Below are 24,997 nucleotides of genomic sequence, written 5' to 3' on the forward strand. Positions count from 1 at the left end.
AAATGAAACTTCTGTTGAAGGCAGTCACGATTGCGTCGGCAATTGTTGCAACCCCGGTTCTTGCGCAAACTTGGACGCTGGACCCTGAAGGCTCGCATCTGGCCTATGGTTCGATCAAAAAAGACACCGTGGGTGAGGTAAACTCTTTCACAGGTCTCTCCGGTCAGGTTGGACCCGACGGGAAAGCCGATATTGAAATTGACCTGTCATCGGTGGAAACCAATATCGACATTCGCAATGAACGTATGGTCGAATACGTGTTCCAAAAAGCGGGTACAGCATCACTGACGGCGCAGTTCGACATGGCAGATGTAACGGCCCTGAGCGTTGGCGAAACCACGATTGTCGATGTCGAAGCGATGCTTTCGCTGGCAGGTACAGATGTAGCGTTTGATGCCGAGATGTTTGTGGCGCGCCTGTCTGAAACATCAGTCATGGTTTCAACAAATGACATGGTGTTCATCAGTACAGAAGATGCAGGCGTCGATGCTGGTGTGGAAAAGTTGATGGAATTGGCCGACCTGCCCGGCATCACCCGGACCGTACCCATTACAGCGCGTCTGATATTCAACCTGGACGAAAAGAAAGCCCAAGCCGAACCTGCCGCCACCGCCGTAACTGCTGCGGTTGCTATCGAAGGTGACGTCAAAGCAGGTAAGAAGGTGTTCCGTAAATGCAGCGCTTGCCACAAGTTGGACGAAAACCGCCATACGGTGGGCCCATCGCTTCACCGCATTATCGGCGCTACGGCGGGTCAAGCTGACGGATTTAAGTTCTCGGAACCTCTAAAGGGGTCGGGTATCGTCTGGACAACCGACACCCTGACCGCCTTTCTGGCGGATCCCAAAGGCACAGTTCCCGGCAACAAGATGCAGTTTCGCGGCCTGAAAAAGGAATCCGATATCGTGAATGTGATCGCCTATTTGCAAGCCGAAGCACAGGGTTAAACCTGAACCAATCCAATAAAGCGGGTTCCCTTTACACGCACCGCCACGCTATCCCTTGTCTGACCTCAGACAAGGGAGACGCGCGGCATGAGCGACACGGTCAAACTGACACTGGACGAGATCCGAAACCTCAGCCTGTCCATCCTGACCAAGTCGGGGTTTGGCCCGGAACACGCGGCCGCCATTGCCGATGTATTGACGACCTGCCAGGTCGACGATTGCCAATCTCATGGGTTGTTCCGCCTGTTCATGTGCAATGACACCATGAAGACCGGCAAGATTGACGGGCATGTGGCCCCGGCTCTTGCGCCTTCGGATAATGCCATTGTTCGTGTCGATGCGCGCGGAGGCATGTCTTTGCTGGCTTTTCGCGAAGCATTGCCTGTGCTGATCGAAAAGACCCGCACCCACGGCATCGCTGCAATGGCAATCAACCGCTGTTTTCACTTCTCGGCCCTTTGGCCCGAAGTGGAAAGTCTGTCTTCAGAAGGTCTGGCCGCGATGGCGATGGTGCCCAGCCACAGCTGGGTCGCACCGGCTGGGGGCACTCGGGGTAGTTTGGGTACGAACCCGCTGGCTTTCAGCTGGCCGCGTCAGGGCAAAGACCCATTCACGTTTGATTTTGCCACCAGCGCCTTTGCCCGTGGTGAGATTGAGCTTTATCACAGGGCGGGTAAGCCCCTGCCCGAAGGCGTCGCCATAGACAAATATGGAAATCCGACCACTGATCCGCAGACCGCGATGGAGGGGGCGATGCTCACCTTCGGCAGTTACAAAGGCTCGGCCTTGTCGATCATGATCGAGCTGTTGGCCGGTCCGTTGATCGACGACCTGACCAGCCTGGAAAGCATGGAGTTTGCCGAGGGCCAAGGCGGCGCGCCCTATCACGGCGAGATCATTCTGGCTTTTGACCCCGCCCAGTTCAGCGGTGGTCGTGCCGCAGCAAATGATGAGCGCGCCGAACGCTTGTTTGCCGACATCGTCGATCAAGGTGCGCGCCTGCCGTCGCAAAGACGTTTCGCTGCTCGCGCACGCAACACCGCCCGTGGACACGTTGAGATCGCGAAAACCCTGTACGAAGATTTGCTGGTTTTGGCCGAATAGGTGTAAGGCCCGCGATCTTCTCTTTCCCTTAGCGGTGCGGCTGGCTAAGAAGTTCCTCCCAATTGAATTCAGGAGGCCCCCTTGGACCGCATCGCCCGCACCATCGCCACCGAAATCAACGCCCGCGCCGAACAGGTCGGTGCAGCGGTAAAATTGCTGGACGAAGGGGCCACGGTTCCATTCGTGGCGCGTTACCGCAAAGAGGTGACTGGCGGGTTGGATGACACGCAACTTCGAACTTTGTCGGACCGTTTGACCTATCTGCGCGAACTAGAGGCGCGGCGCGCAACCATCCTGAGTTCAATCAAGGATCAGGACAAGTTGACCGACGAGTTGGCGAAATCCATCGCGCAGGTAGACACCAAAGCCCAACTGGAAGACATCTACCTGCCCTACAAGCCCAAGCGCCGCACCAAGGCGATGATTGCGCGCGAAAACGGGCTGGAACCGCTTGCCGATGCAATCCTAGCGAACCGTTCCACCGATCCCGAAGGGCTGGCACAGGGTTACATTGGCGAGCCGGTTCCCACGACAAAAGACGCATTGAATGGCGCGCGGGACATAATCACTGAACGGTTGACTGAAAACGCCGCCCTTCTGGGTGAATTGCGGAATTTCATGCAACGCGAGGCCTTGCTGACCTCGAAAGTGATCGAGGGTAAACAGCAAGAAGGCGCCAAATTCAGCGACTACTTCGATCATTCGGAGCTTTGGGCCAAGACCCCATCGCACCGCGCCCTGGCAATGTTACGAGCTTCGAAAGAGGGGATCGTGACGCTGGACATCGCCCCCGAGCCCGAAGCTGGCGCCGCTCGAGCCGAAGCTATGGTGGCTGCTCATCTGCAGACACGCAGCGATGCACCCGGTGATAAATGGCTGCGGAAAGTTGCCGGCTGGACGTGGCGGGTAAAACTGTCCCTTTCGATGATGGTCGAGCTGATGGCCGATTTACGCAGCCGTGCACAAGACGAAGCAATTCATGTTTTTTCCCGCAATCTCAAAGACTTATTGTTCTCCGCGCCTGCCGGCGCGCGGGCTACCTTGGGGTTGGACCCTGGAATCCGAACCGGCGTCAAAGCCGCAGTCGTTGATGCAACAGGCAAGGTGGTTGCGACGGAAACCTTGCACCCATTCCAACCCAAGAATGATTTGCGCGGATCGCAGGCGGCGATCCTGCGCTTGATCTCAACCCATAAGATCGACCTCATCGCTATCGGCAACGGTACAGCGAGCCGCGAGACCGAAAAGATGGTTGCTGACACGTTAAAACTGCTGCCGAAGGGCGTCAAAGCCCCAACCAAGGTTGTCGTTTCAGAAGCCGGAGCTTCGGTCTATTCGGCATCAGAATTGGCCGCGCGTGAATTTCCAGACCTGGATGTATCGCTGCGTGGCGCTGTTTCGATTGCCCGCCGCTTGCAGGATCCGCTGGCGGAACTGGTAAAAATCGAACCAAAATCCATTGGCGTCGGTCAATACCAGCACGACGTTGATCAACATCGCCTGTCACAGTCGCTGGCTTCCGTAATCGAAGACGTTGTGAATGCTGTGGGTGTGGATCTGAATACGGCCTCTGCCCCCCTACTCTCACACGTTTCTGGTCTTGGGCCCGGCCTTGCGGAGGCTATTGTTATGCATCGTGATCTCAACGGCGCGTTCCAATCCCGCAAGGAGTTGCTGCGCGTCGAGCGTCTTGGGCCGCGCGCCTATGAGCAGTGCGCAGGTTTTTTGCGGATACGGGATGGCGTGGAACCCTTGGACGCGTCCTCGGTGCATCCAGAAGCGTACAAGCTTGCGAAACGGATCGTATCTGCCTGTGGTCGTGATATTCGCCAAATCATGGGTCATGACGGTGCCTTGAAAGGGCTGCGCGTAGAACAGTTCGTGAATGAAGATTTTGGCCTTCCGACTGTGCAAGACATTTTCTCAGAGCTGGAAAAGCCAGGTCGTGATCCCCGCCCTAGTTTCGTGACCGCTTCGTTTACTGATGGGGTCGAAGAGATTACCGATCTGAAACCTGGAATGGTGCTGGAAGGGACAGTCACCAATGTCGCCGCGTTTGGCGCTTTCGTCGACGTGGGCGTGCATCAGGACGGTTTGGTCCATGTCAGTCAGCTTGCGGACAGGTTTGTCAAAGACCCGCATGAAGTGGTGAAAACGGGCCACGTGGTCAAAGTTACTGTGGTCGAGGTTGACGTGCAACGCAAACGTATTGCTCTGACCATGCGAAAGGATGGCGGAGCCTCGGCGCGTCAAGTACAGGACGGCAAGGGTTCAGAAAAACGCCCATACCGCCCAAAAGGGAAACAGGCGCAATACGCAAAATCTAGAGAAAACGCGCACCACAGCGCACTTGGTGACGCCTTAAAGTCTGCGCTCAAAAAGCAATAGCCTGGATGCACGTTACTGAAACAACGCTCAGGTGAAAGCTTCAGGTTCAAGCTCCTCCCAGAATTCAAATATCTTTGTGGCGTTCAACCCTGATCGCCACCCATGAGCTCTGAAATGTTCACGGTCGAGATCATTATCAAGGCCCGATAGAAAGAGCCGCTTGTCGGCATCGCGTTGCGTTGGGTTTCGCCGCGAAACCAGGTCCTCAACAATTGCCAATCGCCGCGCACGTTCGGTCCGCTCTACAGTTCTTGCTTCGTATTCCTTGTCCTGCTGCTCTTGTTCGGCAGTCCTGCGTTTTACAGCTTCACCCACTGATGGGCCTGGCACCGCCGACGTCTTCTTTTCTGGCGCTTGATAGTTGTCCCGCAAGGCAGCGGACAGGAAACCAAGAGTCGATTTAACTCCATCCCTGCCCTTGGCATATTCGAGCTTTTCCCGAACATAGTCTTCGCCATGTTCAGAAATCCATTGTCGCGCCAATCTGTCGGACACACCTTGCTGGCGCAGCGTCTTGTAGATTGTCAGATTGCGAACGCCATCTTCATCATCAATCTCAAACATCGCTTTCTGCGGGTTACCCTTTATCAGGAACCGGATATCTGTAACTGTGCGGCCCTTCTTTTGGAATTCAGGCTCAATGAGAATATCAGAGCTTTTGTTAACTTCGGCAACAGCTGGTTTAATGATCTTGGCATTTAGGTGCTTGAAGCTGCCATAGTAATCGCTTCCGTCGACACCCATGAGCTTTCTGAAGACATCCAGCGCCCACCAACCCGTCGATCCTGTCCGGACAAATCGATAGCAATTTTCATAAAGCGCTAAGCCGTGTCCTGAACTAAAATTTCTCTGAATTTGGACATTTATTAACGCGTAGATTTTCGGATCATAAAGTTTCTGCGCCAATGCTGGTGAATATGCGTATTCACAGATTCCATTCTTCAACTTTGCAAAACTCAACAAAGATGAAACACCCCATTCCTGGCGTCCCTGCTCATCCAACATGTCCCATTCAGCGACCGTTTCAGCCAGAGCGCGCAAGCTTGCTCGCAACGTGTCAAAGTCGTTTGAGTTATATCCAACCATCATCGCCAACGTCCGGGCGTCAATTGTATGGGTCGGGGCGGACGTCAGCGCGTCATATGCATTCAACAACAAAACGTTCGACAACTTGCGTTGCAACAGCGTCAACTTCCCGCTGATGTGAATCGCGGCGACGTTTTTCTTAACTGTCTCCCGACGCAACGCGCCTGAGAGGTTGTCCATGTTTACTTGTGTATCCGGCATGATTCTGCCTGGCTGCTCGTTTGCTCATTATTTGCATGATAGGTACCTGAGTTGCAATCTATTTTAGGTGCCTATATACAGGATGACGCCGATCCCGTGGATGGGTACCTTTCGAAGTAAGCCCAAAAGTTATCCACAGAAACGCATGGGAAAGACTCGCACGAAGCAAAGAACACGCAAACTCTCGTGCCCTGAACCCCAATTTAGAGCCTTTTTCAATGTAAATACTGGCGTCCTGAGAATCGGGACCCGTCAAACCGAAACTTGGCGCCATACGTCCTGTACTTGGGTACTTTTAATCCCGTATGCGGGTCCCCTTGACCCTGTAAATGGTTACTCAACAATATGTAATCTTTTGTATTAAAAAGATTTTTCCATCCCAAATATACTAAATTATACAAAGTAACTAAACGATTTGTTGCGTTCTGCTTTATTCATTATTCAGGTTTCGTGGCGAAACCCGGTCGCAGCTACAACTTCAGTGGAAAAAACGAAGAGGAAGGATAGCCTCTCCTCCAAATGTTCGCTACATTGCGCTATATACGCCGCCAAGGCGAACATTACCTGAGGTACCGACAGTGAATAAGAACAACCAACCTCCCCTGCCCCCTTATCTCAATCTCGATCCGGAAAAAGCAGCGGCAAAGTTACCTGATCCTATTGGAACTTCACGATTCGCTAAAGCTGCCACTTTCTGCGCAAAAGGGCGCGAGGATCTAGCCCGGAGAGGCTACGCACCCGACGGTGAAAAACGGCTACGTCGTTTCTCTATCTGGGAGATCACCAAGTACTTAATTCCCGTAGCTCCTGCTCACCTAAGACGTGTCCTCAAAGCAAATACCGAACTCCCACAAGGAGAGGGAGAAGCAGGTTCAAAGTGGTTTACTCTTGAAGAGGTTTTGACGCTTAGAAAACACTTTGCCGCAGAAGGTGTCAGTACTAAGGAATACTTGCCATATCGTCCGGAAGGCCTGCCTGCCAAAGTCGTATCAGTAGCGAACTTCAAAGGGGGTGTTGGCAAGACATCAACCGCTGCTCACCTTGCTATGTCTGCGGCATTAGATGGCTACAAAGTTCTGGTAATTGATCTAGATAGCCAGGGATCGATGACGTCAATTCTTGGCGGAACAGTTGCGGACGAGTGGCAAACAGTTTTTCCGCTGATAGCCAAAGATTACGCGAGGGCCGTTCAAGAAGAGAACCGCGTCCGGCAGGTTGGCGGGCAGGCCGAAATCCCTTTGGATGAGACACTGCAAGAGGCGCTTGCAACAAGTTCAACTGATGTTATTCAGAAAACCCATTGGCCCAATATCGACCTTATAGGAGCCCAACTGAATTTGTATTGGGCAGAATTCCAAATCCCGGTCTGGCGTATGGGGTTAAAAAGTTGGCCATTGTGGGATGGTCTGACCAACTTCCTTGAGACTGAAGGTGTTCTTAACGATTACGACATCGTATTCATTGATACCCCTCCTGCACTTGGGTACCTAACGATCAACGCATTGGCCGCAGCGGATATCCTTTTGGTCCCGCTTGGAGCGTCATTCCTGGAGTTCGATTCAACCGGCCGTTTCTTTGACATGCTGTATACGACGTTCGCAAGTATCGAAGATGGGGAGAACACCGCCCAGCGAGCAGCCGGATTGCCAGAGTTGAAGTTCGAATGGGATGTCGTTCGGGCAATCATTACCCGATTTGATGCCAGCCAACAGACAGATATGGCGAACGTGATCCAGGCGTATTTTGGCGACTTCATGAACGCTTACCGACAGGACTTCACTGCTTTGGTCGGGCAGGCCGGTGAACAAGTGAACGGTATTTACGAGGCTGACTACCGAGATTTTAACCGCGAAACCTATGTCCGTGGACGTGAAACTTTTGATCGTACCTACGCGGAATTCAAGGAAGTTCTAATAGGTTGTTGGTGGCGGGATGCCCAAATGGGAGGAGAGTCGAATGGCTAAACGTAGAAGACTTGCCGTTCCAAACACAGCGGAATTAGAAGAGTTGGAGGTGGGTTTCGCCGCGAAACCTTCTTTGAACCCGTTTGACGGTAAAACGCCTACACCACCGATTGCACAGGTAGCAGCAGAGGCTGCATCCTTAAGCGGAATGGCGACTGTGACGGACCGTGTGGAATTAGCCAAGGATCAAAGCGACGCAGCAAGGTGGCGAGACGCAAAGGATGCGGGTTTGGTGGCTGAAATGCTACCGATTGAGTCGATTGATGCTGAGTATATTCGTCGAGATCGGATGGTCGAAGACGAAGAGGCTATGGCAGAGCTCTTGGAGTCTTTGAGAACAAACGGGCTGCGTACACCTATTGAAGTGACGCGTGAAGGCGAAAGCTATGGTCTTATTTCGGGGTTCAGGCGCTTAGACGCATTTAGACGTTTGTCCAAAACTGATGATCGGTTTGCGACCATTCCTGCCTTCGTGAGAGGTGCCGGTTCGGGGCAGGGGGCTTACGTATCGATGGTCGAGGAAAATGAGCTACGCTCTAACCTAAGCCCATACGAGCGTGGACGTATTGCAGTTCTGGCAGTAGGGCAGGGGATATTCGAGTCTACCGAGGCAGCAGTTGATGTCCTGTTTGCAGCCGCCTCCAAAGCCAAGAGATCAAAAGTTCGCAGCTTTGCAATGGTCCATGAAGCTCTCGGTGACCTGCTGCAACATCCTGTGGCGCTTTCGGAGAAGGCGGGTTTAAAACTCGCATCGGCGCTGAGAGGGGGGGCTCAGAGCAAACTTCGTCGTGCACTGGCAGAGGCAGAGGTTATTGACCCTAAAACCGAATGGGACGCTCTGGAAAATGCAATGAAGTCGTCTCCTCCGCCTGCTACCGATAAGCCCCGTGGCGGGCGTCCGCAGCTAGTCCAACCGTTGACACCGATCAAGTTGGGTGGAGGGGGGACAGTACAGGCAGAGCTGTCACCAGATGAAGTTCGCATTCGAGTCCGAGTGCGGGGAGTATCAACCGAGGATGCTCAAGAACTGATAGAACAGATCGCGCGCCACCTTGGTTAGTTTTGTGGCGAAATCAGAACAAAGCGGATGATGTACGTTTCCATTGGCCGCATAACATCTAAAAGCTCGCGCAAATGCGGATCATCAATGTAGTGAGCAAAAAGCTGTTTTAATGATCATTATGGAAACTGGCGCTGTGCTATCATAAAACTCCTTGAACTCAAGTTTGCGATAGATCATGGCTGAGCGCGGTGAGAGGGGGGGCTGTCGCAAACTTTGCCTCTACCTGTCAGGTCGAGTGCGTTCCTGGTCGCGTGCACAAGAACATGACAAGAGCAGGCCGTGACAATCTCGTTGAAGGCGCGCATTTTCCGAATGACGTGATCACGCTCGCGGTTTTCTTCTACCTGCGGTACGGAGTGTCTTACCGGAATTTGGACGAAATCATGGCCCTTTGCGCAGTAAGGCTATAGCCGCGCCATCTACTCGTCCAACAACCAGAATAGACTACTCAACATGACCCCCACATCTCAGGTGCTTGAACCATGTCGCCGAGATGGGGACAACAAATTTATTGGTCCAGAACCAAGGGTTTGCAAACGCAACGATCAGCTTTTTGAGACACAAATTAGGCCGTTTGGCCAAGTTCCAACTCGAAATTATCAAACGGTCGAACTGATGGGGCTCAGAACCGTGTCACAAGCCTTAAGATACGAAGTAAGATGTTATTTCTCCCACTCCTTTTACAAAATGAGTTTGCGCTTCCGCGTTGGACAAATGATCACCCAGTGCATCCTTGGTTTCCGCGGAGATGTGGATGTGCCCTGACCTTCCCGTGGCCTCGAGACGGCTGGCAAGGTTCACGGTTTCCCCCCAAACATCATAAATTGAACGTTTTCGCCCAATCAGACCAGCAATGACGGGTCCGGAATGGATACCGATGCGGATTTGCAAACCCGCGCTACTAACTGTGCTGTCGGACATCGTTCTCAGGATGTCACGCGCAAAGCTTATTGCCGCTAGCGCGTGGTCCTCGCGACGCAAAGGAATACCCGATGCCGCCATGTAGGCGTCTCCAATCGTCTTGATCTTTTCGATACCGTGCAGGGTGGCCAGGTCATCAAATGCAGTGAACAAGTTTGACAATTCCAGGATCAGGTCACCGGCGTCCATGCGGGCTACCAGTGGTGTAAATTCCACGATATCCGCGAATATTATGGTGGCGCCGACGAAACGATCAGCGATGTTTGTCTCGCCATCGTTTAGTCGTTTGATAACCGGCGCGGGCAGCATCGAGTGCAGCAATTTGTCTGCCCTGTCACGTTCGTAGGTGATCTCATTTGTGAACGCCAATTCCTTAGCGCGCCAGCGACTGCGTTCCATGCAGGCATCCACGCGCGCGTGCAGTAACACCGGGTCGATAGGTTTTGGCAAATAGTCTTCAGCGCCGACACTGATACATTTGGCGATAGCGTTTGTCTCGTTCAGACCTGAAACCATGACCACGGGTATTTCGCGCCAAGACGGATCTTTTTTCATTCTTTCGAGGACGTCGATGCCATTTACTTCTGGCATTAGGATATCCAACAGAACAAGGTCGAAGCCCTCGCGATCTAGTGCTTCAAAAGTTTCGCTGGCCGAGCCGACCGATCGCACACTGTGTCCTCGGCGCTCTAGCAAACGAGTCAGGATTTCCCGATTAGCCGCCTCGTCATCGATCACCAAGATACGCCCGGTCAGGGCTTCGCGACCGGCATCTGAGCTCGCAAGGCTGCGTTCAAGGCTGGCCGCAATTTCCTGATCCCGGTCACTGTCCTCAGCGCTTTGCGGAATGTCCGCATCACTGATGGTGCTGTCGATCTGTAGCGCCAGCTTACGCGCTTCGCTCAGGATCGCGTTTATGTCGCTGCGAGCGGAAGGCTTCAGATCTGCCTCGAAATCACCCAGAACCATTTCGGAATAACCAATGATCGCATTGATAGGTGAGCGTAAATCATGCCGCAACTTTGCCTGAGCGTCTTTGTCGGCAGAGATTTGGTGCGCACCTTTCCCCAACATTTCGACCATCTGAGTAAGGTTGCTGGCGGCGACGCCAATCTTTTGCAAATCCTCCAGCGCAGCCGCTGGCCCTGTTCTGCGTACTTCCTCGGTTAGCAGGTTATGAAACCCTACGATCGCTTCTGACGGCCCATTGAGGTTCTGGGAAATGCGGGTGGCTAGTGCCAACTTGTCTTTCCGGGTCTCTGAAACCATGCTGCGCTACCCGTCCAGCAGTTTTTTAATAATTTCCAGCAACCCAGGCAGTTCGATCGGCTTGGTATAGAATTCGTCGCAACCTGCCTCCATGGCTTTGTCGCGATCACTCTGCATCGCATGGGCAGTCAAAGCGACAACTGGGATAGCTTTTGTGTCTGAGTTTGCTTTAATTTGTCTTGTCGCCTCCCAACCGTCGATTACTGGCAGGCTCATGTCCATTAAAATCAGATCTGGTTTATCCGATAGGGCTTGTTCGACGCCAGCCTGACCATCGCGGGCCGATACGGTATCGTAGCCTTTTCTCTGCAGTCGGCGCGACAGCATATCAAGGTTCATATCGTTGTCTTCCACAATAAGTATCTTTGCCATCGCCTTAAACTTTCCGACTTATGAATAATCTTGTAACTGGCGTTTCAGTGCCGCAATCAGATCACCTCGACCCGTATCTCCTTTGCGGATGACCTCATCTGAATGGGCTTTCAACCAATCCAGTTCGTCCCGCGTTAGATCCTTAGACGTGGCTACGATAACCGGCAAATCTGTCAGCCCATCGGTTGTGCGAACCGTTTTGAGCACATCGAAACCGTCCACATTCGGCATCATAATGTCCAATACCATCAAAGTCGGCCTTTTGGATTTCAATTGGCTGAGCGCGCCGTGACCGTCTGCCGCCTCACGCACTGTCCAACCATTGCGCGTCAAAATACGGCGAAACAGGTTCCGCGTTGACATATCGTCGTCAACTATTAGCACGTCTTTGTCGCGACCCGAGGCGATTGAATCTAGTGTTGCAATCAGCCGCTCTGGATCAATCGGTTTTATCAGGTGTTCGATCGCTCCGAAGGCAAGGCCCATGTCGCGATCCGCGACAATCGTGGCCAGGACGACGGGTGTTTCGCACAGCTTTGAGTCTGCCTTGAGTTCTTTCAACATCGACCAACCGTCGCGTTCGGGCATAATAACGTCCAGAAGAATAACGTCAGGCTTTTGCGAGCGCGCGATTTCCATGCCTGCCTCCGCATTCGATGCCAGCAAGACATCATATCCTTCCTCGCGCACGATTTGTGCAACCGCGTTCCGTGCGTCTTCTTCATCATCTACGATCAGCACGCTGCCCAGACCAGTGCCTGGTGACGCCTCCCTTTGATCGTCAACCAAAGTAGAAACGGCATCGTAGCGCGCCGGAATTTCAAAAGAGAAGGTTGATCCAACACCCTCTTTGCTATCGACGGATATGTGTCCACCCATCATACGCGTAAATTCCTGTGCAATGGCGAGCCCAAGCCCGGTGCCCCCAAAATTTCGCGTAGTTGATTGATCAGCTTGTACGAACGCCTGGAACAGCTTGTCGCGTTGCTCCGGAGTCATGCCGATACCTTCGTCTGTCACTGAAAATCGAAAATAGTCCTGGTCGTTTTTTTCAAGTTTGGAGACAAGAAGTTCAATCTTACCACTTTCGGTGAACTTTGCAGCGTTGGACAACAGGTTGAAGAGGTTCTGTCGGAGTTTGGTTTTATCGGTTTCGATCTCATCAGTGTCTTCGAGATCAACAGAGAGAACCAATTCATTTCCATTCTTGCTCACCAAAGGCACCACCGTTGAAGCGACTTCGTCCAACAAAGGCCGGAGGGCGAAGCGTTCCGGGTACATTTCCATTTTGCCCGCTTCGATTTTGGACAGATCAAGAACGTCATTAATAAGCGAGAGCAGATGTCGCCCGGATGCCATGATCTTCTCCAGATCATCGGTCGCTGTCTCGAATCCCATATCCTGTGCATCTTCGGACAGCATTTCGCTATAACCGATGATCGCGTTCAAAGGAGTGCGCAACTCGTGGCTCATGGAAGCCAGAAACTGGCTTTTTGCAGAGCTGGCGGCGATCGCCTGTGCGTTGGCTTCTTCAAGTTGTTCCTGTTTGGACTTAAGGTCAGAAATATCGCTATATACGGCGACCGTGCCCCCGTCTGGTGTCTGGCGTTTTGACACCTGAATCCATGCGCCACCCAGCAAGACTTCTTGGCGATCCCCGTCAGGTCTGCGATGTCGTGCAAGCCGGCTGCTAATCCACTCTTCGTCAGGCACACCATCGGTATCAACCGATTTTTGTTCCAGTTGCAGCCGCAAGATATCCTCGAACCGCGTGCCCGGCCCAAGTATGTCGTCTACATGTGCAAAAATGCTGCGGAACCGGTCATTAAAGAGTATGAGCTCGTCTTCGTTGTCGAACAGCGCAAATCCGTCTGGAATTGTTTCAATTGCTGTCAGAATCGTATTGCGCTGCGCACGCGCTTCTTCTTCTAGTTCGCGCCGTTTGTCCTGACTGTCGCGAAGCGCTCTTAGCGCTTGGGACATCCGGCCTAGCTCATCAGGGCCTTCGGGCGGCAACGTGACATCCCGTTCACCCCGGATTAGGCCTGAAATCGCAATGTTGATTGCATGCAGAGGCACAACAATCGACCTCAGAGCACGCCAAGTAAGAAGCGCTCCCAATATCACAATGACAACACATGCAATGATCGCTCGGTTCATCGCTGCCTTGGCGGCAATCGTTGCTTCATTTCTGGTTTGGTCGGCGCTTTCAGATAGGTCATCGACCAATTGCGTCAGCGTCTTGTCGACGGCATCACTGGCCACTCGGGCCTGTGCAAGTAAAGTATTTCCCAGCACTCTGTTGCCGTCGGTGTAAGCATCGGCTGCTTGCATGGAAGTATCGTAATAGGAGTTTGCCTGCTCTTGTACGCTGGCTGCGGACTCGGGTGCAAAATCGGAGAGCTGTTCGAGGCTGCTATTGAGCTTTGTACTTGCTTCGTTGGCGCGCCGCTCAGAAAGGGTCAGTAAGCTGACAGAAAGATCCGTCAGCCAGTACCTCATTTCTCCAAATTGACGATCTGCCTGGCCTGCCACTTCCAGCCGGTGAAACTCAGTATTTGCGTCTTGTATGCGGGCTTGGTTACGCGCCAGATCGTAGACCATCACGATGGTGCTCACGACCAAAGCAGCTAACAAGAGCGCCGACAGTGATCCTATGCGCACCGGAATAGTATTTTCGGACACCCACCGCCAATTGTTACTCACACCAGATTCTTGTTTCATCTAAAAAGGGTTATGCTAATTGCACCCGCCAGATCACCAAGTTGCCCACCTTCCTTTGGGAAACCAGTCACATCCGTTTCACCCGCTGGCGATCCGTGGCATGAAAGACAGGACTCAGAGTAGTATTCTGGAATCAGCATACGGAAAGCAGGTGTTCCAGAAACGTTGGTTTCTTCGAAAAATGGCTGCCCTTCGGTCCAAGATGTGTCCTTGAACTTTTCCTCTATGACCGAGTTTTCCCAAGTATCCGGACGGGCCATGCGATTGCGGACAAGTTCTGAAGGCGCCGTTACCTTGACCATGGCAGACGTGCCAATTTCATCAGCGAACTGTTCATTTACCAACCGCGCAAAAACCGCCGGAATAAATCCTTTGAATGCCACTCCCTCGGCATTTATTATCTCTTGGTTTGCGTCGATTACCGTGACCATAGCGTCCAGCTGCGTTTCTGTAAGCTTTTGCTCCAGTGGGTCCAACCCATCATGCAGTGGTGGTTCACCATTGGCCTCCAAGTAGGCCTCAATAACTTGCTTGTAGAACACATCACCGGACAGCCCTTTGTCGGTAATATCCGGATTGTTGATTAAGTCCTGACTGTTCGACACGACACTTCTGCCGGCCCGTAGCACTGCCGCCAGTCGGTTGCCCGTTTCAACTTCTTCGGCGGTTTGCGCCGCAACACCGTCCAGACTAAGCGGACAGATTGTACTCAGAACGACCGCTGCTTTCAAAATTAGTTTTTTCAATAGACCAACGCCCCCACGTAAAGTCGAGTGCAGTGACAATAAGATAGACTAGCAAAAAATCGCCAAACTGTCTTATGAATTCGGCCCGAATGGAGTGTGCAGCCAAAAATGGCGTGTAGGATGTGACGGAAGAGCTAGTAACCGCGTTGCTTGTGCACCAAATAACTTTGTCCGAAAATCAGACATCGACCCTGCCTTTTGAAAAACCGATGCCGCCCGAAAGAGCCGCAACGCAAAGTGGCAAGATCGATCCGTGAACCATACCGAGACATTGCTAGCGAGGCTGAAACACAGGCACCGTCGCTGCCTGCCAAGACCTCCCTAACTATGTGTGCGAACTTTTTCGGGGTCGTAAATCGGGCTGGACACAATTGTTGCGTTTGTCGCGAAGTCATTTCCTGAAACCTTTAGCGTGGTTCCGATGGTAAGCTCGGGCTGAACATGCGCAAGGGCGAGCGATTTGCCCAAACGGTGCGAGAAGCAGGGGCTGTTGATGACGCCCACCGCCGCGCCATTCAATAACAGGGTTTCTCCGCCATCGACCATGTCAGAATGATCGATATCCAGGCAGAAGTTATTGACCTTTTCGGAACCTTTTGCAGTCATGACGGCCGATTTGCCGCGAAAATCGCCCTTGGATTTGTTGACAGTAAAGCCAAGGCCGACCTCCCAGGGCGTGTTGACTTCGGTCATGTCATATCCGTAGAATAGCAGCCCCGCCTCGATCCGCACCTTGTCGAGTGCTGTAAAGGAGCAGGGCATGACGCCTGCCTCCGCCAGTTTGTCCCAAATGTCGGTGATCACAGAGCCATCGGCAAAAATCTCGTAGCCGCGTTCGCCGGAATATCCGGTACGCGAAATGCGGCAGGGATGACCAAAGAGCACAGCAGGCGCATGTTCAAAGTAGCCCAGTTTGGCGAGATCGATGTTGATATGAGCATTGATGATATCCAGCGAGGCTGGCCCCTGCACGGACAGGTCATGCAAGTCGTCGGTAAATTCGACCTGGACGTCACGCCCTGCCGCCGAATTCTCCAGGAGCGCCATCGTGTTGCCCGAGCCATGCACGATCATCCATTCGTCACCGCTGTTGTTGGACACTATGGCATCGTCGGCGATCCCGCCCTCATCTGTCAGAACGCACAGGTAAGCCGCCTTTCCCGGTGTGACCTTGGAAAGATCGCGTGTGGTAAGGTGATCAAGAACCGCTTGGGCGTCAGGACCGCGCACGAACACCTTTTTCAGAGGCGACATGTCAAACATTCCCGCGCGTTCGCGAACCGCATCGTGTTCATCGTTGGGGTCGGTGCGGTAGGTCCAGGCGGTGCCCATACCATTCCAATCCTCAAGCCCCGATCCAAGCGCGGTGTGGCGGGATGCAAGCGCGGATGTGCGGCTAAGTTCTTCGGCCATGGGGGTTCCTCTCTCTAGTACCATTCGTCCGGCATTCGTGCTTTGCGATCTGACACGAAGTCTTCAAGCGCGGCTTGGATTTCGGGTTCCATTTCGGGGCATTGATAGTCGTTCAACATCTGACGCCACCGCCCAGTGGCACGTTGATCTGTTGTAAGAGCACCATTTTCGGACCAGGTTTCGAAGGGTCCGGCGTCAGAAATCTGTGGCTCAAAATTCGCCGTCGCATAGTGCCGTAGCGTGTGACTGGTCGACAGGAAATTTTCGCCCGGGCCCGTTTCAAAATAGGCATCACGGCCAAAGGCCTCGTCATCCGTTTCGAAGCCCTGCAACAGTTTCAGCATCGCGCCACAGTGGTCGAGATCCATGATGAATTTCTCGTAGGACATCACAAGCCCACCTTCGAGCCAGCCCGCCGCATGCCAAACCTGATGGGCCCCGGACAAAAGCGTGGACCACATTGCACCGGTGCTATCCTGCAACGCTTGCCCGTCGGGCGCATTGGAGGCGGTGATCTGTCCGCCGCCGGACCGCACAGGCACGCCAAGCCTTCGTCCCAATTGAGTAAGCGCCATCGTGGTCATGTTCGCCTCGGGCGATCCAAAGGTCAGAGCGCCCGTACGCAAGTTCATTGTGGAGTGGAACGAGCCGAAGACCACCGGACAACCAGGGCGCACCAGTTGCGCAAGCGCAATGCCAACCATCGCTTCTGCCAGAGTTTGCGCCGCTACCGCCGCCGGCGAAAGCGGCCCCATGGCACCCGCGAAAATCGCTGGGGAGACGCAGACACATTGGCCTGCCTCCGCATAGATACGCAGAGCCGACGACATGGTATCATCATAAACCAGCGGCGAATTGACGTTGATATTTGCCTGCATCACCGCGTGACACTTCATGAAGTCGCGCCCAAAGACTAAGCGAGCCACCTCGATACTATCCCGCGCACGCTCAGGTGCTGTGACAGATCCCATAAAGGGTTTGGTCGACAGCGTCAGATGCGCCAGCATCATGTCCAGATGTCGTTTGTTCACCGGTACATCTGTCGGCTCGACCACCGTGCCGCCGGAATGGTGCAGGGCAGGGGCAGTGTAGGCCAGTTTGACGAAGTTGCGGAAGTCCTCCAGCGTCGCATAGCGGCGGCCATTCGCCAGATCGCTGACAAACGGAGAGCCATATCCCGGCATCAGCACAACGTTGTCGCCGCCAAGTGTCACTGTTTTGGCCGGGTCTCGACCATGCAACTGAAATTCACAAGGGGCGGTAGCGCAAAGCGCGCGGACGTGACCCGGTTCAAACCGTACACGTTCGCCATCGATGCGTGCACCGGTTTGGGCGAAGTGATCAAGCGCGGTACGATCCCCCCGGAACTCGACACCAATATTGCTTAGAATCCAATCGGCTTGATCTTCGATCCGGGTCAGTGCCGTTTCGCTCAAAAGATTATATGCAGGTATCTTGCGCCCTGTGAACGGCGTGCTTTCAGAGGGCTCATTGTCACGGGCCAAGCGGCGTCGGCGCACGCGTCTGCGACGCCCCGCCGGTGTTGATGTGTCTGCTACAGCGTTCAAAGGGTCCAACGTCATCTTTTCGTTTCACGCAACTAGATGCAAATTTTGGGCTTAAAAAATTGCCTCGAAAATCGAAAATTTCTTTTCTCAGTGTTCAGAAAATTTGTACGCTGCACTTATGACTGCCCGCTTTTATCACCACGACTTGCTTAGGATATTTGCCGAGATCGCCCGCTATTCCAGCTTTTCGACGGCAGCGTCGGCGCTCAATATGACAAAGGGCGCGATCAGTTATCAGATCAAAACGCTTGAGGCCGATCTGGGGATGGCTTTGTTTCAGCGCACAACGCGCGGTGTCACACTCACCGGTGAAGGGCTGAAACTGCTCGCAATCTGCCAGACCCGATACGAAGAAATCGAAACCGAAATTCAGGCGTTGAAAGGGATTTCGTCGCGCTCTTTGACTGTTGGTGTCTCGACCTATTTCGCTGCGCGCTGGCTGTCGCCACGCCTGATGTCATTCATGCAAAACCACCCGGATGTGCAGCTTCGCATTCAACCGATGATCGAGTTTTCGCAGGCAGAGATGCAGGAAGTGGACCTGGCAATTAGGTGGGGCAACGGGAATTGGAGTGATGGCACCGTTACACCGTTCATGCATTTGCGGCCGTATCCAGTAGGTAATCGGGCGGCGGCCGACCTGGTGAATGAGTTGGGAATAGGGCCGGCAATATCGCAACTTACGTTGCTGAGAGATCGTGATGACAGCAGCGCTTGGTCAGATTGGCTGAACGCCGCAAAGCTTCCTCGGCAATCAAGGCGAGATGTGCTGATCGTTCCTGACCCGAATGTTCGGGTGCAAGCGGTCATCGACGGACAGGGCATCGCTTTGATGGATGACTTGGTTGGGGGCGATTTGAATGCGGAAAGGCTGTTTAGATTGTCGGAAACCGTTCTGCCTGAATACGGGTATTTCTTAGTTCAACCGCACAGAACCGCTCCAATTGGCGCAGTGCGGGCATTCTCGGATTGGGTTCAGAGCTAAGCCTGAAGTTTTTCCCCCTTGAGCGTCGCAAGGATATTATTATACGGCATATAAAAATGTGTAGGAGATCCAGACGATGCCCACAGGACATATTATGATGGCAATGAGTCTGGACGGCTTTGTTGCAAGGTCGGATCACAGGCTGGATTGGTTGAATAAGCAACCCACCAAGGATGAAGATCACGGGTTCACAGCCTTTCAGGACAGTGTCGATGTGATCGTAATGGGGTCGGGATCGTACCGGACGGTTAGGGGGTTTGGAGCGTGGCCATACACGAAACCTGTGGTGGTTCTCAGTCGCTCGATGACAGCCGACGACATCCCTAATGACCTACGTGAGAAGGTTGAGGTTTCAGACAAAACACCAAACGAATTGATGATGAGCTTTGACGCGCGTGGTTTCAGTCGAGTTTACGTGGATGGCGGATCAATCATCTGTTCATTCCTCAAAGCCGGGCTGATTGAAGACATGCGGATCACTTTGATTCCCATCCTGATTGGTGAAGGCATTCGGATATTCGGCGAGACACAAGGCGACGTTGATCTAGAACTGGTTTCGGTTAGCAGCTTTCCCTCTGGTCTGGTTGATCTCGATTACAGATTGAAAATCAGATGACGAAAACTGCCCCACCGGGGCGGCCGCCAAAGGCTGAGCAGCGCCTTTCGAAACAGGTGATCCTGCAGACTGCATTGCCGATCGCCCAAAGCGCCGGTGTTGATACGCTATCCTTTCGCATTCTTGCGGATCAACTCGGCGTCACTCCGATGGCCGTGACCTATCACGCAGGTAGCAAGAAACAGCTTTTGACCGATCTGGTAGAAGTGGCGTTTGCAGGCGTGTTGGATGGTGTGGGCGGAGGTGCTCCGGTCAAGCGTGCCCGAGCAATTATGGCGACTTACTATGCATACGCTTTGAAGAACGCCAATCTACTCCGTGCCATCCTGGACGATGTGACGCTCATGAGCGCGGACCTTATGAACGTGGCGGTAGAACTAAAGGCCAGCACGGACCAACTTGAAAACAGCGATGGCGGTAACGTCCTTGTTCACGTGCTCATCGACTATGCACATGGGTTTGTACTCTCTGCATCCAGCGGAGAAAACAATCCGCTCACAATAGATGACTTTCTGTGTGGGATCGACTGGATTCTTGGTCAAGCAGCAGGTGATGTCAGGTCGATCTAAAATGAAGAACATACGCATCAGAGGCGTCCGCCGGAACAATGCAAAAGACGTGGATATCAACATGAGGTCATGTCTTCGCGTCCGCAGCGAATGGTAGCAATGCGAGCTGCAAGCGCCGCATGGCAAGACCCCAACGACTGACTGCTCTGGGCCGGTTCCAGATCTTGGCCGACACCTACCTGCTATAATGGAAGCCGCAATGCGGCCCGTCGAACCTGCCGACCCCCGCGGGCGCAGAACCCTGGAGTTAGGTGCACTCACACACCGCGGTTAACTAGCACATTTGCAATTTCGACAAACTATCAAATGGTTCCCAGCCCGACGATGCGGTTCCCAGCGTTTTCTACACAGGTAATTTTTTTTGAATGCTCTTTTGTTTAGCCGCATTCTGGCTTTCTCATCTCTAGGTCCCAAGCCAACCTAGTTGGCTCTCTGTTCTTATGCCCACATGCCATATATGGCGATATCTTTTGCGATTTGTGCAAACTCGACGTCTGGGGATTACTGATTGCCCAAACCTTCTTGATCGGGAAAACTACGGTTCTTAGACCCTCGTCGAGGACCCGTCACCTAATGTCCGATCTCGTTGAATGGCTGTCACGAATGAAGCTCCTTAATCTGGAGCCGGTTCTGGTCGAGAATGAGGTCGATCTTGATATCCTTTTTGATCTAACAGATGAGGATATGCGCGAGATCGGCCTTTCACTGGGCGCGCGAAAGCGGTTGCGGACTGCCATCGATGCTGGAGAACCCAATCAATCTCATTCTGACGCGACCAGTGTAACGGAAATCAAACGCGAGGCCGAGCGTCGCCATCTAACGACTCTGTTTGTGGATCTGGCCGGATCAACGGCATTGTCGGCGCGGCTGGACCCCGAAGACATGAGCGAGGTGATCAAGCACTATCAAAACACGGTCGCCGGTATTGTCACACGTTATGAAGGGAATGTAGCCAAATATATGGGTGATGGTGTCCTGTGCTATTTTGGTTGGCCGGTGGCGCATGAAGACGACGCCAAACGCGCCGCACGCTCCGCGTTGGAAATCGTAGGATCGATCGCCGAAATACGCACCCCTGATGGGCAGGCACTATCTGCTCGAGCCGGAGTGGCGACCGGCATGGTTGTCGTCGGCGACCTCATCGGGGAAGGGGCATCGCGGGAAGAAACTGTTGTTGGCGACACGCCAAACCTTGCTGCACGCCTTCAGGCATTGGCCGAGCCGGGACAGGTTCTGGTTCCGGAATCGACTAAGCAATTGATCCAAGACACGTTCGAGTTAGAAGAGTTAGGTCATTTCGACGTTAAGGGATTGGATTCGCAGGTACCGGCCTGGAGGGTGGGAACTGAGCGCAGCCTAGAAAGCCGTTTCGAAACGGAAGATCTCAATCCCGTTCCGCCCATGATCGGGCGGAATCATGAATTGGGGCTGATCATGGATCGCTGGCAGCGCGCAACTTCTGGCGAAGGCCAAGTCGCTGTCCTTATTGGTGAGGCAGGCATCGGCAAGTCCAGGCTGACACGTGCCGTCATTGATGCGGTCTCAACGCAGGATCATTTCCGGATGAACTATCACTGCTCTCCCTATCACACGGATTCGAGTTTCTTTCCTGTTATCCAGCAGCTTACACATGCCATGAGCCACCAGAAAACCGACTCGGCAAGTGTAAAAATCGAAAAGCTCCGCCAGCAACTCCGGGCTGCCGACCCAAAGATCATTGCTGAACTCCTTCAGATTGAGGCGGGTCCATCCGCCGAAAAGCTCATTCTGACGCCACAACAACTTCGCGTCCGGATCATGGAAGAAACCTCGGCAGAAGTGCAGGCCCTTTCACGGGAAAAACCAGTTCTGCTGGTGGTGGAGGACGCACACTGGTGCGATGCCTCGACGCTTGCGATGTTAGAAGCCTGTTTGGACCGGATTGCGGCCGAGCGGGTCATGATCTTGATTACGGCAAGGCCGACTTTCCAGCACGCTTTTGGAGGCCATCCAATTGTATCCAAGCTAACATTGAACCGGCTGGCCTCGGAGCAGATCGAAGGTGTTCTCGCAAAGATATCTGGTGGAAAAACCCTTCCCGACGAACTGATCAGGGAAATCATCCACCGAACTGACGGCGTGCCACTGTTTATCGAGGAGCTGACAAAGACCATATTGGAGTCCGGCGACCTTATTGAGACCGAGGACAGTTTCCAACTCACAGGTCCCATCGACCGGGTGACTATACCTGCGACATTGCATGATTCCCTCATGGCCCGGATCGACCGGCTTCAGCCGGTTAAAGAAATCGCCCAGATAGCCGCCTGCATCGGCCGAAGTTTCGACCGAGCCTCCTTGGCAAAAATCGCCCGCGTCGATGATCTGACGCTGGACGATGCGCTGGGACAGCTTGAGCGCAGCGAACTTGTATTTCGGCGGGGGATTCCTCCGGATGCGACATATGTATTCAAGCATGCTCTGGTTCGGGACGTAGCCTATGAAAGCTTGCTGAAACGCCGACGTCTGGAAATCCATCACCGACTTACGGATCTGTTTGAGGCTGACCCGAATGCACCCCCGGAATTGATCGCACATCATGCGACTGAGGCTGGGTTGAGGGAAAAGGCCATTACTTTATGGGGCGAGGCTGCCAGAAAAGCTCAGGCCCGACCGGCATATATTGAGGCGGGAAATCACCTGCGAAATGCCCTGACGCTGGTCGCGGGTTTACTGGACAAACCGGATTGGCGCGAACGAGAGCTAGCGCTTCTGGTGCAACTCGCGCAAGTACATATCGCGAAGGATGGCTATGCATCAGCTGAAGCCAGCGAAGCATTCTCGAAAGCATTGGAACGGATAGAGGCAACCAAGGACCCGGAACTCACGGTCGCAATCTACTATGGGACCTGGATCGCGCCATATATCGGCAACGATCTGCACAAAGCGTTCGATCTGGTTTCGAGACTGGTAAAGGACGTGGCGAACGAACCTGACCCGATCCCAAAACTGATTTCTCGCCGGATGCGGGCTGCGACCCTGATCGCTAAGGGCCGGTCTGCTGAGGCACTTCAAGATCTCGAAGTCGCTTATGAGCTCTATCATTCGGCCGAGATCGTAGATTTCTCTACGAAATTCGCTCAGGATCCGGGTGTGCAGATCTGGTGCTACATGCTCCTTGCACAATGGATGTGCGGCGACGAAGACATGGCACGGCAGACCTGCGACAAGGCTCTTGCCCGAGCCCGCGAGCTCAAACACGCCAACACAATCTGTTACGCAGGTCTGCACGCAGTCACCCTGACGATCTGGATTGGCGACATAGAAAACGCAACCGAGATCAATGAGGAAATGCGACGGGTCTCGGACGAGCACGACATGGCGTTGTGGAAGGATTTTGTTGCCATTCATGATGCTGTCCTAGCCTGCATGACCGATGTTCCCGGCGCTGTCCATCAACTGGACAAGGCCTTAGAAGAGTATCGCGCAAAAGGATGCTGGCTTTGGGTAACGCTCTATTTGGCTGAACACGCGAAAGCCCTTCTCAGGGCCGGTGATCCTAGCGCTGCCCAACGTACAGTGGATCGCGCATTGCGAGAACAGGATATCACAGGAGAACACTGGGCTGAGGCTGAGTTGCTCCGTATCAAAGGAGAAATCAGTGCAGCACAAGGAGATATCGATTCAGCAAATGCCGCCTTTGACCAAGCTATCTCGGTTGCCCAAAGTCAAAAGGCGCAAATGTTGATCGAGCGCGCGGTTCGTTCAAAACAAAGTCTCCGGGACGCAAACGGTTGAGCAAACGGTTTCCTCGTTCGGATCATGGAACGTGAGCCTGCCCTATCGCGTTGGCAATAGCCCGCTGAACCTGCTCTTTGACAGTACAGGCATCAAGGCGGTAGGGGAAGTTGGGTGGAACGCTCGCAATTTGAGCAAAACAGCCTCGGATAAAAGCACATTGGTCATTGCCGATATTCGTTCTTATTGGATTTCAGGTCGCAATCCTCACAGCTTTAATTCTGTTCGCGCCGCGCATCATCAACCGATGTTGCGTGAGGGTTTGCCTGCACCGCCTCCAATTTCTTTAACACTTCTGCTTTCCAGCCCGCTTTAATCTGAATTGCCAATTGGGACGGTGGTCGGTGGTCGGGTTCGAGGAGAGCGTATTCATATCTTAGCGGTTTCTCGAAAGGCAAAAACACAAGCTTTCCGTTGGATAGATTAAGCTCTTTTTCGGTCGCAACAGTCAGCGGGTCAACGATGCTGCAACACTGCCCCGAACTGACAAAGGGGATAAGAGGTAGAAAATACTGGCAGGTAACAGTCTGATTGTACTCCGCGGCAACGTCCTCAAACTCCTGCCGGACTTTCCGTTGGAACGGGTGTGAAGGATGCAGGCCGCCCATTGGCGTTCCGTCAAGATCCGATAGTGTCAGGAACTTGCGCGACGCAAGAGGATGTTCACAGTCAATAGCACAGAAGCAATCAGCCCGGATAAGTTCAGCGGAATACTGGGGTTCTTTGCCGGCTGAATGCTCGAAGTCAGCAAAGCCGAAGTCGATATTTTGCGTCCCGGCAAGTTCCATAATCTGCGGTGAGCTGCGTGTCGAAAGTGTGATGCGAATATCGGGGTTTTCACCAACTGATTGGCTTATGAAACGTGGGAACAAAAAGGCAGATGGACCCGGCATCGTTGCAATATTCAAGCTTCCGGCATGCCCTTTGATAAGTCCTTCCATCGTGCTGGAGATTGTCGCCAAGCGATCCAAAATACCCGTAGTTTCGGCTAAGAGATAGTGCGCCTCGGGGACTGGCACCAATCGTCTTCCCTTACGTTCGAAAAGCGTCAGGCCCAATGTCTTTTCAAGGTTTTTCAACGCAAGGCTAATCGCGGGCTGCGTGCGATTTAGTTTCTTAGCGGTTTGAGAGATGGAGCCGGACTCCATCACCTCACGAAATACAGTTAGCTGAGTTAGGTTCATATTTTTAAATATAAGCAAAACTTTAGTTTAGTGAAATATAACAAATTTGTATTTATGCAGTTTGTCTCTACGCTTGCAGGATCGAAGTTTGGGAAAACCAAAA

The 24,997-nt window shown here is 53.2% G+C and carries 17 protein-coding genes and 2 pseudogenes; 11 read left to right on the plus strand and 8 right to left on the minus strand.

Annotated features, from left to right (window positions below):
* The first annotated feature begins 2 nt into the window (after positions 1 to 2).
* The 3 genes from AC2FID_RS16960 (at position 3) to AC2FID_RS16970 (ending at position 4,439) form a co-directional block, all read left to right on the plus strand.
* A complete protein-coding gene (locus AC2FID_RS16960; protein WP_282121594.1) occupies positions 3 to 947 on the plus strand; it encodes a c-type cytochrome in 945 nt (314 codons plus the stop codon).
* An 87-nt stretch (positions 948 to 1,034) separates the two neighbouring features.
* Positions 1,035 to 2,051, plus strand: coding sequence for an Ldh family oxidoreductase (locus AC2FID_RS16965; RefSeq protein ID WP_496699215.1), 1,017 nt, complete (start codon positions 1,035 to 1,037; stop codon positions 2,049 to 2,051).
* An 81-nt stretch (positions 2,052 to 2,132) separates the two neighbouring features.
* Positions 2,133 to 4,439, plus strand: a complete 2,307-nt coding sequence (locus AC2FID_RS16970; RefSeq protein ID WP_496837843.1) for a Tex family protein — start codon at positions 2,133 to 2,135, stop codon at positions 4,437 to 4,439.
* Positions 4,440 to 4,466: 27 nt separating this feature from the next.
* On the opposite strand, the gene AC2FID_RS16975 is transcribed toward AC2FID_RS16970, so the two are convergent.
* On the minus strand, positions 4,467 to 5,726 hold the full coding sequence (locus AC2FID_RS16975; protein ID WP_282121591.1) for a replication initiation protein: 1,260 nt from the start codon (positions 5,724 to 5,726) through the stop codon (positions 4,467 to 4,469).
* Between the two features lie 578 nt (positions 5,727 to 6,304).
* On the opposite strand from AC2FID_RS16975, the gene AC2FID_RS16980 reads away from it, so the two are divergent.
* The 3 genes and pseudogenes from AC2FID_RS16980 to AC2FID_RS16990 form a co-directional block, all read left to right on the plus strand.
* Complete coding sequence (locus tag AC2FID_RS16980) at positions 6,305 to 7,690, plus strand: AAA family ATPase (protein ID WP_496837845.1); 1,386 nt, start codon at positions 6,305 to 6,307, stop codon at positions 7,688 to 7,690.
* Complete coding sequence (locus AC2FID_RS16985) at positions 7,683 to 8,750, plus strand: ParB/RepB/Spo0J family partition protein (RefSeq protein ID WP_496837847.1); 1,068 nt, start codon at positions 7,683 to 7,685, stop codon at positions 8,748 to 8,750. Before AC2FID_RS16980 ends, AC2FID_RS16985 begins: the two co-directional genes overlap by 8 nt.
* Positions 8,751 to 9,016: 266 nt before the next feature.
* Positions 9,017 to 9,142 (plus strand): annotated as a pseudogene (locus AC2FID_RS16990) (IS6 family transposase); the annotation flags it as partial.
* A gap of 253 nt (positions 9,143 to 9,395) precedes the next feature.
* On the opposite strand, the gene AC2FID_RS16995 reads toward AC2FID_RS16990, so the two are convergent.
* The 6 genes from AC2FID_RS16995 to AC2FID_RS17020 all read right to left on the minus strand — a co-directional run bounded on the left by AC2FID_RS16995 (position 9,396) and on the right by AC2FID_RS17020 (position 17,781).
* Complete coding sequence (locus tag AC2FID_RS16995; RefSeq protein WP_496837849.1) at positions 9,396 to 10,943, minus strand: adenylate/guanylate cyclase domain-containing protein; 1,548 nt, start codon at positions 10,941 to 10,943, stop codon at positions 9,396 to 9,398.
* 6 nt (positions 10,944 to 10,949) lie between these two features.
* A complete protein-coding gene (locus tag AC2FID_RS17000; RefSeq protein ID WP_496837851.1) occupies positions 10,950 to 11,315 on the minus strand; it encodes a response regulator in 366 nt (121 codons plus the stop codon).
* Between the two features lie 18 nt (positions 11,316 to 11,333).
* The gene (locus tag AC2FID_RS17005) at positions 11,334 to 14,021 is read right to left on the minus strand and encodes a response regulator (RefSeq protein ID WP_496837853.1); all 2,688 of its coding nucleotides are present in this window, start codon (positions 14,019 to 14,021) and stop codon (positions 11,334 to 11,336) included.
* A gap of 14 nt (positions 14,022 to 14,035) precedes the next feature.
* Positions 14,036 to 14,785 carry a Tll0287-like domain-containing protein gene (locus AC2FID_RS17010; RefSeq protein WP_496837855.1) on the minus strand — a complete coding sequence of 250 codons (750 nt, stop codon included), beginning with the start codon at positions 14,783 to 14,785 and terminating at the stop codon, positions 14,036 to 14,038.
* Positions 14,786 to 15,106: 321 nt separating this feature from the next.
* Complete coding sequence (locus tag AC2FID_RS17015) at positions 15,107 to 16,198, minus strand: aminomethyl transferase family protein (protein ID WP_496837857.1); 1,092 nt, start codon at positions 16,196 to 16,198, stop codon at positions 15,107 to 15,109.
* 14 nt (positions 16,199 to 16,212) lie between these two features.
* On the minus strand, positions 16,213 to 17,781 hold the full coding sequence (locus tag AC2FID_RS17020) for a trimethylamine methyltransferase family protein (protein WP_496837858.1): 1,569 nt from the start codon (positions 17,779 to 17,781) through the stop codon (positions 16,213 to 16,215).
* Positions 17,782 to 17,884: 103 nt separating this feature from the next.
* Between AC2FID_RS17020 and AC2FID_RS17025 the strand changes: the two genes are divergently transcribed.
* The 5 genes and pseudogenes from AC2FID_RS17025 to AC2FID_RS17045 all read left to right on the plus strand — a co-directional run.
* Positions 17,885 to 18,751: a LysR substrate-binding domain-containing protein gene (locus AC2FID_RS17025; RefSeq protein WP_496756834.1), complete on the plus strand. Its 867-nt coding sequence runs from the start codon at positions 17,885 to 17,887 to the stop codon at positions 18,749 to 18,751.
* A 97-nt stretch (positions 18,752 to 18,848) separates the two neighbouring features.
* Positions 18,849 to 19,367, plus strand: a complete 519-nt coding sequence (locus AC2FID_RS17030; protein ID WP_496837860.1) for a dihydrofolate reductase family protein — start codon at positions 18,849 to 18,851, stop codon at positions 19,365 to 19,367.
* Positions 19,364 to 19,936 carry a TetR/AcrR family transcriptional regulator gene (locus AC2FID_RS17035; protein WP_496837862.1) on the plus strand — a complete coding sequence of 191 codons (573 nt, stop codon included), beginning with the start codon at positions 19,364 to 19,366 and terminating at the stop codon, positions 19,934 to 19,936. The genes AC2FID_RS17030 and AC2FID_RS17035 overlap by 4 nt, the downstream gene beginning before the upstream one ends.
* A 573-nt stretch (positions 19,937 to 20,509) precedes the next feature.
* Positions 20,510 to 23,710, plus strand: a complete 3,201-nt coding sequence (locus tag AC2FID_RS17040; RefSeq protein ID WP_496837864.1) for an ATP-binding protein — start codon at positions 20,510 to 20,512, stop codon at positions 23,708 to 23,710.
* A gap of 31 nt (positions 23,711 to 23,741) precedes the next feature.
* Positions 23,742 to 23,837: pseudogene (locus tag AC2FID_RS17045) on the plus strand (IS5/IS1182 family transposase); the annotation flags it as partial.
* Between the two features lie 88 nt (positions 23,838 to 23,925).
* Here AC2FID_RS17045 and AC2FID_RS17050 read toward each other — a convergent pair.
* Positions 23,926 to 24,894: a LysR family transcriptional regulator gene (locus AC2FID_RS17050; protein ID WP_496837866.1), complete on the minus strand. Its 969-nt coding sequence runs from the start codon at positions 24,892 to 24,894 to the stop codon at positions 23,926 to 23,928.
* Positions 24,895 to 24,997: the final 103 nt, after the last annotated feature.

Source organism: Ruegeria sp. CDSC068 (genome assembly GCF_059610545.1).

Coding starts and splice junctions, on each gene's coding strand:
- AC2FID_RS16995 (WP_496837849.1), bottom strand. CDS start 10,943: ATGGTTTCAGAGACCCGGAAAGACAAGTTGGCACTAGCCACCCGCATT.
- AC2FID_RS17040 (WP_496837864.1), top strand. CDS start 20,510: ATGTCCGATCTCGTTGAATGGCTGTCACGAATGAAGCTCCTTAATCTG.
- AC2FID_RS17035 (WP_496837862.1), top strand. CDS start 19,364: ATGACGAAAACTGCCCCACCGGGGCGGCCGCCAAAGGCTGAGCAGCGC.
- AC2FID_RS16975 (WP_282121591.1), bottom strand. CDS start 5,726: ATGCCGGATACACAAGTAAACATGGACAACCTCTCAGGCGCGTTGCGT.
- AC2FID_RS17015 (WP_496837857.1), bottom strand. CDS start 16,198: ATGGCCGAAGAACTTAGCCGCACATCCGCGCTTGCATCCCGCCACACC.
- AC2FID_RS16985 (WP_496837847.1), top strand. CDS start 7,683: ATGGCTAAACGTAGAAGACTTGCCGTTCCAAACACAGCGGAATTAGAA.
- AC2FID_RS17020 (WP_496837858.1), bottom strand. CDS start 17,781: ATGACGTTGGACCCTTTGAACGCTGTAGCAGACACATCAACACCGGCG.
- AC2FID_RS17050 (WP_496837866.1), bottom strand. CDS start 24,894: ATGAACCTAACTCAGCTAACTGTATTTCGTGAGGTGATGGAGTCCGGC.
- AC2FID_RS17000 (WP_496837851.1), bottom strand. CDS start 11,315: ATGGCAAAGATACTTATTGTGGAAGACAACGATATGAACCTTGATATG.
- AC2FID_RS17030 (WP_496837860.1), top strand. CDS start 18,849: ATGGCAATGAGTCTGGACGGCTTTGTTGCAAGGTCGGATCACAGGCTG.
- AC2FID_RS17025 (WP_496756834.1), top strand. CDS start 17,885: ATGACTGCCCGCTTTTATCACCACGACTTGCTTAGGATATTTGCCGAG.
- AC2FID_RS16965 (WP_496699215.1), top strand. CDS start 1,035: ATGAGCGACACGGTCAAACTGACACTGGACGAGATCCGAAACCTCAGC.
- AC2FID_RS16960 (WP_282121594.1), top strand. CDS start 3: ATGAAACTTCTGTTGAAGGCAGTCACGATTGCGTCGGCAATTGTTGCA.